The organism is Longimicrobium sp. (genome assembly GCF_036399935.1).
GTDB lineage: Bacteria > Gemmatimonadota > Gemmatimonadetes > Longimicrobiales > Longimicrobiaceae > Longimicrobium.
In genome coordinates this window covers 1-9,925 of the sequence record NZ_DASWMD010000041.1, presented here as the reverse complement: position 1 = coordinate 9,925, position 9,925 = coordinate 1, and the positions used below count along the sequence as shown (strand labels likewise).

8 protein-coding genes, 1 rRNA gene and 1 pseudogene are annotated in these 9,925 nt (G+C 68.7%); 4 read left to right on the top strand and 6 right to left on the bottom strand.

The genetic code is table 11. The features are described 5' to 3' along the window. From VGB24_RS13250 to VGB24_RS13230, 5 genes and pseudogenes are all read right to left on the bottom strand, one after another. A 16S ribosomal RNA gene (locus VGB24_RS13250) occupies positions 1 to 412 on the bottom strand; the annotation flags it as partial. 885 nt (positions 413 to 1,297) lie between these two features. After that, positions 1,298 to 1,693, bottom strand: a complete 396-nt coding sequence (locus tag VGB24_RS13245; protein ID WP_331073422.1) for a hypothetical protein — start codon at positions 1,691 to 1,693, stop codon at positions 1,298 to 1,300. Between the two features lie 227 nt (positions 1,694 to 1,920). Next, the gene (locus VGB24_RS25340; protein WP_349263919.1) at positions 1,921 to 2,388 is read right to left on the bottom strand and encodes a cold shock domain-containing protein; all 468 of its coding nucleotides are present in this window, start codon (positions 2,386 to 2,388) and stop codon (positions 1,921 to 1,923) included. Positions 2,389 to 2,586: 198 nt separating this feature from the next. Beyond that, positions 2,587 to 2,936 (bottom strand): annotated as a pseudogene (infA, locus tag VGB24_RS25475) (translation initiation factor IF-1). 171 nt (positions 2,937 to 3,107) lie between these two features. Beyond that, on the bottom strand, positions 3,108 to 3,281 hold the full coding sequence (locus VGB24_RS13230) for a hypothetical protein (RefSeq protein ID WP_331073420.1): 174 nt from the start codon (positions 3,279 to 3,281) through the stop codon (positions 3,108 to 3,110). A gap of 171 nt (positions 3,282 to 3,452) precedes the next feature. On the opposite strand from VGB24_RS13230, the gene VGB24_RS13225 reads away from it, so the two are divergent. Beyond that, entirely contained in the window at positions 3,453 to 4,613 is a 1,161-nt protein-coding gene (locus tag VGB24_RS13225; protein WP_331073419.1) for a glycosyltransferase family 2 protein, read from the top strand. A 300-nt stretch (positions 4,614 to 4,913) separates the two neighbouring features. Here VGB24_RS13225 and VGB24_RS13220 read toward each other — a convergent pair whose 3' ends face one another. Then, positions 4,914 to 5,543, bottom strand: a complete 630-nt coding sequence (locus tag VGB24_RS13220; RefSeq protein WP_331073418.1) for a DUF4142 domain-containing protein — start codon at positions 5,541 to 5,543, stop codon at positions 4,914 to 4,916. 760 nt (positions 5,544 to 6,303) lie between these two features. On the opposite strand from VGB24_RS13220, the gene VGB24_RS13215 reads away from it, so the two are divergent. From VGB24_RS13215 to VGB24_RS13205, 3 genes are read left to right on the top strand one after another with little or no spacing between them, the layout of a single operon-like run. Continuing rightward, on the top strand, positions 6,304 to 7,275 hold the full coding sequence (locus VGB24_RS13215; RefSeq protein ID WP_331073417.1) for an NAD-dependent epimerase/dehydratase family protein: 972 nt from the start codon (positions 6,304 to 6,306) through the stop codon (positions 7,273 to 7,275). Next, positions 7,275 to 8,492: an aminotransferase class I/II-fold pyridoxal phosphate-dependent enzyme gene (locus tag VGB24_RS13210; RefSeq protein ID WP_331073416.1), complete on the top strand. Its 1,218-nt coding sequence runs from the start codon at positions 7,275 to 7,277 to the stop codon at positions 8,490 to 8,492. The genes VGB24_RS13215 and VGB24_RS13210 overlap by 1 nt, the downstream gene beginning before the upstream one ends. Continuing rightward, the gene (locus tag VGB24_RS13205; protein WP_331073415.1) at positions 8,452 to 9,636 is read left to right on the top strand and encodes a hypothetical protein; all 1,185 of its coding nucleotides are present in this window, start codon (positions 8,452 to 8,454) and stop codon (positions 9,634 to 9,636) included. Before VGB24_RS13210 ends, VGB24_RS13205 begins: the two co-directional genes overlap by 41 nt. Positions 9,637 to 9,925: the final 289 nt, after the last annotated feature.

Genomic DNA, 9,925 nt, shown 5'->3' with positions numbered 1-9,925 from the left:
GCTTCCTCCCGCACGCGGCGTCGCTGCGTCAGGCTTTCGCCCATTGCGCAAGATTCCCCACTGCTGCCTCCCGTAGGAGTCTGGGCCGTATCTCAGTCCCAATGTGGCCGATCATCCTCTCAGATCGGCTACGCGTCATAGGCTTGGTGAGCCGTTACCCCACCAACTACCTGATACGCCGCGAGCCCCTCCACGCACGCCCCCTTGCAGGAGCTTTCTTCCCCAGGAAATGCCTCCCGGAGAACGTATGCGGTATTAGCCAGGGTTTCCCCTGGTTATCCCCCATGCATGGGCAGGTTGCTCACGTGTTACGCACCCGTTCGCCACTGGGCCCCGAAGGACCCCGTACGACTTGCATGTGTTAAGCGCGCCGCCAGCGTTCGTCCTGAGCCAGGATCAAACTCTCCATTAGAGAATCCAAACAGCTCCTTGGAACAAACGTTGTTACGCTTGTTCGGAATTCGTGTTGACTTTACGTCCCGTATCTCGGCACTCGGAGGACACGATGCCTCCCTCGGACCCGAAAGCCCGAGCGTGCCACGGGGCGCCCTGTTCAAGCACTCCCCAACACCCTGATTGTCAAACGTCTCGCGGACGCAGTCCGCATTTTTCCTTCATGGCGTCCAGACCAGTTTCACCCGGCCCGCCGCGTCGCCCGCCCTTTCGAGCGAGCCTTTCAATCTACAACCGTTGGCCCGTTCCGTCAACCCCTGCCGAAGCTCTTCTTTTTCGACTTCGTCCGGCGGCTGCCGTCGGCCAACTCTTTCAATCTAAACTACTTAGCCGTTTCGGTCAAGGGGCGAATCCGCTTGTTTCGCCTCCCCCTCCCGACCACCCGCCCGTTTGAGCGACAGCCATAAAGGATACCACTCCTCAGGCTGCCCGTCAACCCCTCTTCGCGAGGTCGTCGACGCTCCGTTTTCTGCGGGGCGCCAATGATACACCATCCCGCCGCCCCGGTCAACCCCCTTGTGGCGCGTCCGGACCGGTCGAACGCACGTTCGGGCAATCAGTTAGGCGGCGTCTGGGGGCTGCCCCTATATAAAGACGTGTACGTCGGCGTCGCGGGGCCCTCACCCTGCGCTTCGCGCTGTCCCTCTCCCAAAACAACCTGGGAGAGGGACCGGGGCTCGCTTCGCTGGCGGCTACTGCGTGCGAACGGCAGGGATTGGCGTCGACATCCAAATAAGACGAGTGCAGCCGGGCCTCACGATCGGCCCGGCTGCACGTCTGTGGATTCCGTGCGACTTCTGCTATGAGAGGAGAGCGCAACCGGCGTCGGTCGATCGCGCGCACGTCAGCCGGGCTCGCCCTCTCCCTCCACGGCTTCGGCCAGGCGCTCGAGCCAGACGGGGCGCTGCGCATGGGCCGAGTCGTAGATCTCGGCGAGCGAGTCGACGAGCTTGCGGATGGCGGCGCGGCGCTCGCCCTCGGGAACGCCGGCCACCATCTCGAGCGCCAGCATGGCCATGTCCACCGGCTCGCTCAACCCTCCGGCCTGGGCGCGCTTCTGACTCAGATACCAGTCCTTCAGCTTCTGCCAGTTGGCGTGCGGCTGGGGCAGCTCGCGCACCTGGTGGTACGCCTGCACCAGCCCGTCCACCGCGCTCTTCGAGATCCCCACCTCTTTGGCTACGCCGCGCAGCGACAGCCGCTTGCGCCGGTCGGCGAGCAACGCGGCCACCTGCTCCACCTGAACGCGCTCGTTCAGGGGGTCGGGCCCCGGGGGATCGAGGCCCCGTCCATTTTGTCCCTCTCTTGATCTATTCACGCGACAGCGTACAAGACGGTGCGTTGCCGCGCAAGAAGATTTCGGGCGGGAGTGGAAGAAGGAGACAACGAACGAGCCCCGCCGCGGTCACACCGGGGCGGGGCTTCTTCTGCCGGCTGGAGGGCCGTGCCGCGCGGGCCCAGTGGCCGCTAGCGGCCCCACGAATCGCGCTGGAAGCTGTCGCGGCTGCGGGCTCCGCCGCGCGGGGCGCCGCCGCGGTACTCGTCGCGGCCGAAGCCGCCGCGGTCGCCGTAGCCGCCGGTGCGCCCGTACCCGCCTCCGCCCGTGCCACCCCCCCGCTCGCCGCGGTCGTAGCCGCCGCGCCCATAGCCGCGGTCGTCGCCGGCGGCGGCGTTGCGCGGGCCCGAGAAGTCGGGCTGGCGCTCGGTGTCTTCACCGCCCTCGCCGTCGCCCATACGAACCACGTTATAGGCCTTCAGCCCCTTCGGCTCTTGCAGGATCTCGAACTCCACCGGCTCGCCTTCGTTGAGCGACTTGAAGCCGTTTCCGCTGATGCCGCTGTGGTGCACGAACACGTCGGAGCCGTCTTCCCGCCGGATGAAGCCGTAGCCCTTCTCCGACGAGAACCACTTCACCGTCCCGGTGGCGCGCTGCATGTGGATAACCCTGGAGTGACTGGAGGGTGGGAGGGAACAGGGGCCGAAAAAGGCTTGCGAAGACATAGCAGGTTCCGTTCCTCACCCGTGCCAGTTTCCCAGCATCTACGCCAATTTGCGAGCGCAACTGGTTCCGCGCGACAGGGTTGTAGCAGATGCGCGGCGACGTGTGTTTCTCACGTCTCGGGCGGCCCGGGGTCATCCCCGAGACACGGAGACGGCGCACCCCGGGTACCGCCCCGGCCTGCGGGGCAGGTGGCGGTCCCAGGTGCGCCGTGTGACGGCCGGGCGTGCGGGCGGCGGTGCCGCGTGCGCGCCGGGCGGGCGTGCTACTTGTGCCGGTAGGTGATGCGGCCGCGCGACAGGTCGTAGGGCGAGATGTCGAGCGTGACGCGGTCGCCCTCGAGTACGCGGATGTTGAACTTGGACATGCGTCCGGCCGCGTAGGCCAGGACCTCGTGGCCGTTCTCGAGCTTCACGCGGTAGTTGCGGTCGGGGAGCACCTCGGTGACCACCCCTTCCATCTGAAACGTTTCCTGCTTGGCCATGTGGGGGAGGATTGAGCCCGTGAGGGACGTGCCGCCGGCGCCGCGGCCGGAGGTCCAGGCGGGCTCGCGCGCCCGCGCAACGCCTGCCGAAACGATACGATAACCCGCCAGCCGCCCAAGTTCAACGGCGGCATCCCCGAATCCGTCGGGAGATGCCGCCGTCGAAGCAGGCTACGGGTTGGCGGGCTGCGTGGCGGCGGGCGCCGCGGGGGCCGCCGGAGCGCGCTCGTCGCCGCCGCGGCCCATGAACCACCACACGCCGGCCGCGATTGCCGCGAGCAGCAAGAGGCCCAGGATCAGCCCCATAGGGCTGCGCGGCTTGCGCTCCACGCTGATGTCGGCCACGGTCGGTTCTCCGGTAAAGGATCGTTTGGATGTGGTTGCTTATGCGATGCCGCGGGCGGTGAACGCACGCGGCGCGCACAATCGGTAGCACGCCGCGCGCCGCCGCGCCAGATTCACGCGCGCCGCGGGCCGCACGGGCTCTCGCGCGCCGGGCGTTTTCCATGGACGGGGATGAGCGTGGAGCAGGCGATCTTCTGGCTGGGCGTGGCGACGGCCGCGGTGTTCGTGGCTACCACCGTGGAGCTGCTGCGCAACCTGCCGGGGCTGCGCCGCCTGCGCGACGTGCCGCCGCTGTCCGAGGCGGAGCTCCCCGCGGCCAGCATCGTGTTCGCGGCGCGCAACGAGGCGCGGGCGATCGAGGCGGCGCTCAGGTCGCTGCTGCGGCAGGACCACCCGCGGCTGGAGGTGATCGCGGTGGACGACCGCTCCGACGACGGGACCGGCGAGATCCTGGACCGGATGGCGACGGAGGAACCGCGGCTCGCCGTCGTCCACGTGACCGAGCTGCCGCGCGGGTGGCTGGGGAAGAACCACGCGCTGCACCTGGGCGCCGGCCGCGCCACGGGCGAGCTGCTGCTGTTCACCGACGCCGACGTGGTGATGGCGCCCGACACGCTGCGCCGCGCCGCCAGCCACCTGGTGCGCGAGGGGGTGGACCACCTGACGGCCGGGCCGCACGTGGACATGCCGGGGTGGCTGCTGCAGACGTTCGGCGTGTTCTTCGGGATGATGTTCACGCTGTTCTCGCGGCCGTGGAAGGCGCGCAAGCCCGGGAGCCGGCACCACGTGGGGATCGGCGCGTTCAACCTGATCCGCGCGGAGGCGTACCGGCGCATGGGCGGCCACCAGCCGATCGCGCTGCGCCCCGACGACGACATGAAGCTGGCCAAGCTGCTGAAGAAGAGCGGCGGCACGCAGGACTTCGTGAACGGCGCCGACATGATCCGGGTCGAATGGTACCACACCGTGCGCGAGGCGGTGCGCGGGCTGCGCAAGAACGGCTTCGCGGGGATCGACTACCGGCTGTCGGTGGTGATCGGGAGCACGCTGACGCTCGTCCTGTTCTTCGTGTGGCCGTACGTGGCGGTGTTCGTGGTGGAGGGATGGGCGCGCGCGGCGTACGGGCTGGTGGTGGCGCTGACGCTGTTCCTGTTCGCCGGCACCGCGCGCGAGCAGCGGGTGCCGATGTGGCTGGGGATCGCGGTGCCGCTGGCGGCGATCCTGTTCATCGTGGTGGTGTGGAACGCCACGCTGTACGCGCTGATCCGCCGCGGGATCGAGTGGCGGGGGACGTTCTACCCGCTGGACGAGCTGCGGGCGAACAAGGTGTGAGCGACAGGTTCGGGCGCTTCCTCTGCACCGCGGGGGCCCTCTCCCCCCACGCAGCTTCGCGCGTGCTGCCCCTCCCCCAAAAACTGCCTGGGCGGTCCGGACGCCTGCAGGCGGGTGCCGCGACGATCCGGCGGCGTGGGCGGAGGGAGAGGACGGGTCGGAGGACGGATTACGGGGACGTTTTACTTCGCTGCTGATTTACCCCAGGCAGGAGCTGGCGATCTATTCAGGGCGTTGGCGGGGCGGCTTCCAATCCGCCCCGCACTTTCTGGACGCGCTGGCTCTACACAGGAAATTGGCTCAGTACGGGCGGAGGGAGGCCAGGATCGTCCGCGCCTGTGCCAGGTGCGCCGTTACGACGGGGCGCACCTTGTTCTGAATCGTGGCGCGGAGCTGCGGGTTCTGTGCCGATCGGATGAGATGTTTGTTCACCGCCTGGAGCGCACTATCATGTGACGCCACCATGTACTCCATGAACGCGCGGTCGAGCTGGGCGCCGGAGAGGCCCCGGAGCCGCTGCACCGTCGCGCTGCTCGTGGAATCGAGCTGCGCGCTCATCGCGTTGGGGGCCGGCGTGATGTTGTTCTGCTGGGCGACCGTGAGGACCGTATCGTTCAGCGCGGTGTGCTGCGTGATCATGTGCTGGGCGAACCGCTTCACCCGCCCGTCCTCCAGGCGGTCCCGGGCGGAATCGCTGGGCACGATCTCCGACTTGCCCGAGGACAACAGGATGGCGACGATGTTGCCGTCGGTGAGCGTGCTCGCGGGCGTGGGCTGGGGAGGCGGCGGCACTTGCGTGGTGGCGGGCGTCGTGTCCGCGGTGGCGTCTCCGCCGGCCTGGTTTTCGTCGTCGCCGCCCGAGCAGGCGGCCATCAGGACCAGCAGGGGAGCCGTGAGAACCCAGCGGTGGCCGCGCAGCGGGAACTTCATCTTTTCCTCCAGATCGCATTGTATTCGGGCGAATGCTCGCCCTGCGGAAGCGCGCCGCGTTTCGGCGTGCCGGATCGTCAAAAAGGTCCAGATTGTGGGATTTGCCTCGCACACGGCGCAGGGGCGCGATTCATCGCGCCCGCTGGATGGGTTGGAGAGTGGAAGGTGGGGAAGCCCTGGATCATGAAGATGGAGACCGTCGGTCCGGCCAAAGAGGCCCGCATGGTATCCGCCGATGTGTGTCCGAAGTCTACAGGTGGCGCGGCGGAACTGCAACGATCTTGTTTTCGCATTCCGACGTCGGGCGCTGGGCGCGCGGTCCTCGGCTATTTGGGGAAGCCAAGCGGCGTTTCTTGCGGCTTCGCTCGATTTTCCGAGGCGGCGGATACCAGCTTTCAACAACTCGTTAAAGTACGTCCGGTCTTCAGACGGTAGTGCCGGCGTACCGTGCCCTGCGCAGCGCGCCCTCCCGGTTCGGCGCCCCAGCGCTGAACACGCCCACCGATGACGCAATTTCGAAGATCCTTCGCGCGATCGACCCTCCCCCCGCCAAACCCTCCAGAAACCGCGTCACGGGTTGACACAAACCCGCTCCGGGGCTAGGTTTCCGCACGTTTTGCAACGTACGTGTCACGCGAGAGGATCGAGGCGCCGGCCGCGCCTGGTCCTCTCTGTCTTTTTTTTCGCGACGGACCGGCCGCCCGCCGGGCGCTCCGTTCGTTGCGCTTTGGTCGCACGCCGTGCATCTTCACCGCCGTCCATGAGCCGAACCGCACTGATCACGGGCGCCTCCGGCTTCGTCGGCGGCCACCTTGCCGAGCGGCTGGCGCGCGGCGGGTGGGCCGTGCGCGCGCTGGTGCGCGCGTCGAGCAACACCACGCGCCTGCGCGAGCTGGGCGCCGAGCTGCGCACCGGCTCGCTGAGCGACGTGGACGCGATCACTGCGGCGGCCGACGGCGCCGATTGCGTGTTCCACCTGGCGGCGCTGACGGTCGCGCCCAGCGAGGCCGAGTTCCGCCGCGCCAACGCCGAGGGGACGCGCAACGTGGCCCGCGCCATGGCTCGCGCAGGCACCCGGCCGCGCCGGCTGGTGTACCTGAGCAGCTACGCCGCCTGCGGGCCCGCCGCCGGCGGCCGCGCGCGGCGGATGGACGAAACCCCGGCACCGCTCACGGCGTACGGCCGGAGCAAGCTGGAGGGCGAGGCCGCCGCCCGCGAGGTGGAGCCCGCCGGGATCGAGCTGGTGGTGCTGCGCGCGCCGGCCGTGTACGGGCCCGGCGACCGCGCCTTTCTCCCCGTGTTCCGCATGGCGAAGATGGCGCTGGCCCCGGTGCCCACCGGCCCGGAGCGGCGCGTTCACGTGATCTACGTGCACGACCTGGTGACCGCGCTGGCCAATGCCGCCGCGTCACCGGCCGGCACGTTCGCGGTGGCGGAGCCGGTGGCGCACCCGTACCCGGCGCTGGTGGACCAGATCGGCCGCGCGGTGCGCGGGAAGAACCCCCTGCACCTGCCGGTCCCCGCGGGGATCCTGCGCGGGGCGGGGGCGCTGGTGGACCGGCTGGGCCTGGGCGGCGGAGGGGTGTTCGGCCGCGAGAAGGCCGACGAGATGCTGGCCGAGGCATGGGTGTGTGACCTCACCGGGGCAGATGCCCTCCTTCCCGCGGCCACGCCGCTGGAGACGGGGATGGCCGAAACGGCCCGGTGGTACCGAACTCAGGGATGGCTTTGATGTCGATCGTCGAGCAGCAGACGGCGCGGAAGGCCGCCGACATCTTCGCGAAGTGCGGCCGCTACACGGCCGCCCGCGAGATGATCGACCGCGGTCTGTATCCATACTTCCAGCCGATCGAGAGCTCGGAAGACACCGAGGTGGTGATCCGCGGGCAGCGGCTGATCATGGTGGGCTCCAACAACTACCTGGGGCTCACGCACCACCCGTACGTGCTGGAGCGGGCGCGCGAGGCGCTGTACCGCTACGGGAGCGGGTGCACGGGGAGCCGCTTCCTGAACGGCACGCTGGACCTGCACGAGGAGCTGGAGCGCCGCCTGGCCGCGCTGATGGGGAGCGAGAGCGCCCTGGTGTTCAGCACCGGCTACCAGACCAACCTGGGGGTGATCAGCGCGCTGGTGACCCGCGGCAGCGTGGTGGTGCACGACCGGCTGAACCACGCCAGCCTGCTGGACGGCGCGCAGCTGGCCAGCGGCGAGCTGGTGCGCTACGCCCACAACGACATGGCGGCGCTCCGCCGCGCGCTGGAGCGCAACGCCGACGCCAACGGGATCCTGATCAGCACCGACGGGGTGTTCTCGATGGAAGGGAACATCGTGGACCTGCCGATGGTGCTGGACCTGGCCGACGAGTTCGGCGCGCGGGTGCTGGTGGACGACGCGCACTCGGTGGGCGTCCTGGGCGAGCACGGCGGCGGCACGGCCGAGCACTACGGCGTGCAGAGCCGGGTGGACCTGACCATGGCCACCTTCTCCAAGAGCTTCGCCAGCATCGGCGGCGCGGTTTCGGGGCCCGAAGAGGTGATCCACTACCTCAAGCACCACGCCCGGCCGCTGATCTTCAGCGCCAGCATGCCCCCGAGCGCCGTGGCCACGGTGCTGGCGTGCCTGGACATCATGGAGCGCGAGCCCGAGCGGCGCCGCACCCTGTGGACCAACGCCGCCTACCTGCGCGACGGCCTGACCGCGCTGGGCTTCGACACGGGCGTGAGCGAAACGCCGATCATCCCCGTGACCACGGGCGACATCGAGCACACCTTCGTGTTCTGGCGCGAGCTGTTCGACGGCGGGGTGTTCACCAACCCCGTGCTTCCGCCCGCGGTGCCCGAGAGCGCGTGCCGGCTGCGCACCTCGGTGATGGCGACCCACACCACCGACCAGCTCGACAAGGTCCTCGATGCCTTCGCCCGCGTCGGCCGCAAGCTCGGCGTCCGCTGAGCCCCGCTCCTCCGCCCCGGCGGTCTCCATCCGCGAGATCGGCCGGGGCGAGTCGCTCAAGCCCTTCATCGACCTGACCTGGAAGATCAACGCGCGCGATCCGGTGTGGATCGCGCCGCTGCGCATGATCTTCAAGCAGGTGCTCGACCGCGGGAAGCACCCCTTCCACCAGCACGCCGACGTGGCCTACTTCCTCGCCGAGCGCGGCGGGGTGGCGGTGGGGCGCATCGCGGCGATCGTGAACCACCGGGCCAACGAGTTCCACGACGACCGCACCGGCTACTTCGGGGTGTTCGAGTGCATCGACGACGCCGCGGTGGCCGCGCAGCTGCTGGACCGCGCGGCCGAGTGGCTGAAGGCCCGCGGGATGGAGACGATGCGCGGGCCGTTCAACTTCTCCACCAACGACGAGCTCTTCTCGCCGGGGGTGCTGATCGACGGCTTCGACACGCCGCCGGTGTTCATGATGGGGCACAACCCGCGCTACTACGGCGGGCTGATGGACGCGGCGGGGATGGCGAAGGCCAAGGACCTGGTGGCGATGTGGCTGGGCAACCCCGACGCGCCGCCGCGGCTGGTGCAGGGGATGGAGAAGCTGGCGAAGCGCGAAGGGTGGAAGATCCGCTCGGTGGACCTGAAGCGCTTCAAGGAAGAAGTCGCCACGGTGATGGACGTGTACAACGCGGCGTGGGAGCGCAACTGGGGGTTCATCCCCATGACGCACGCCGAGTTCGAGAACATGGCGAAGGAGTTCCGCCCGGTGGTGGACCCCGAGCTGGTGCTGGTCGCCGAGACCACCGAGGGCGAGGCGATCGGCTTCGCGCTGGTGATGCCCGACTTCAACCAGGCGCTCAGGCACATCCCCAGCGGGCGGCTCTTCCCGCTGGGCCTCTTCAAGTTCCTGTGGCACCGGCGGAAGATCCGCACCATGCGCTTCCTGACGCTGGGGCTGAAGCCGGGATGGCAGGCCTCGGGGATCGGGGCGGCGCTGTACTACCGCGTGTTCCAGATCGGCAAGGCGAAGGGGTACACCGGCTGCGAGGCCGGGTGGATGCTGGAGGACAACGACCGGATGCTGAACGGCCTGGAGAAGGTCGGCTTCAGGGTCTACAAGACGTATCGCGTGTACGAGCGGCCGTTGTGAAGTGCTAGGTGACGAGTGCCAGGTGCTAAGTGCTAGGTGCTAGGTGCCAGGTACCAGGTGCCAGGTGCTGCGGCGTCGGCTCCGAACGAGAGTCCTGAGTCCTGAGTCCTGAGTCCTGAGTCCTGAGTCCTGAGTCCTGAGTCCTGAGTCCTGAGTCCTGAGTCCCGGGTGCTGGTGTGCGCCCGCAGGCGTGATGAGCGTTAGTATGGGCGGGACGCAGACTCCAGAACTCCAGGAGTCGTAGCACTTGGCACTCAGCACTCAGCACCTAGCACTCAGCACTCAGCAC

Coding starts and splice junctions, on each gene's coding strand:
- VGB24_RS13210 (WP_331073416.1), top strand. CDS start 7,275: ATGTCGATCGTCGAGCAGCAGACGGCGCGGAAGGCCGCCGACATCTTC.
- VGB24_RS13225 (WP_331073419.1), top strand. CDS start 3,453: ATGAGCGTGGAGCAGGCGATCTTCTGGCTGGGCGTGGCGACGGCCGCG.
- VGB24_RS25340 (WP_349263919.1), bottom strand. CDS start 2,388: ATGCAGCGCGCCACCGGGACGGTGAAGTGGTTCTCGTCGGAGAAGGGC.
- VGB24_RS13215 (WP_331073417.1), top strand. CDS start 6,304: ATGAGCCGAACCGCACTGATCACGGGCGCCTCCGGCTTCGTCGGCGGC.
- VGB24_RS13205 (WP_331073415.1), top strand. CDS start 8,452: ATGCCTTCGCCCGCGTCGGCCGCAAGCTCGGCGTCCGCTGAGCCCCGC.
- VGB24_RS13220 (WP_331073418.1), bottom strand. CDS start 5,543: ATGAAGTTCCCGCTGCGCGGCCACCGCTGGGTTCTCACGGCTCCCCTG.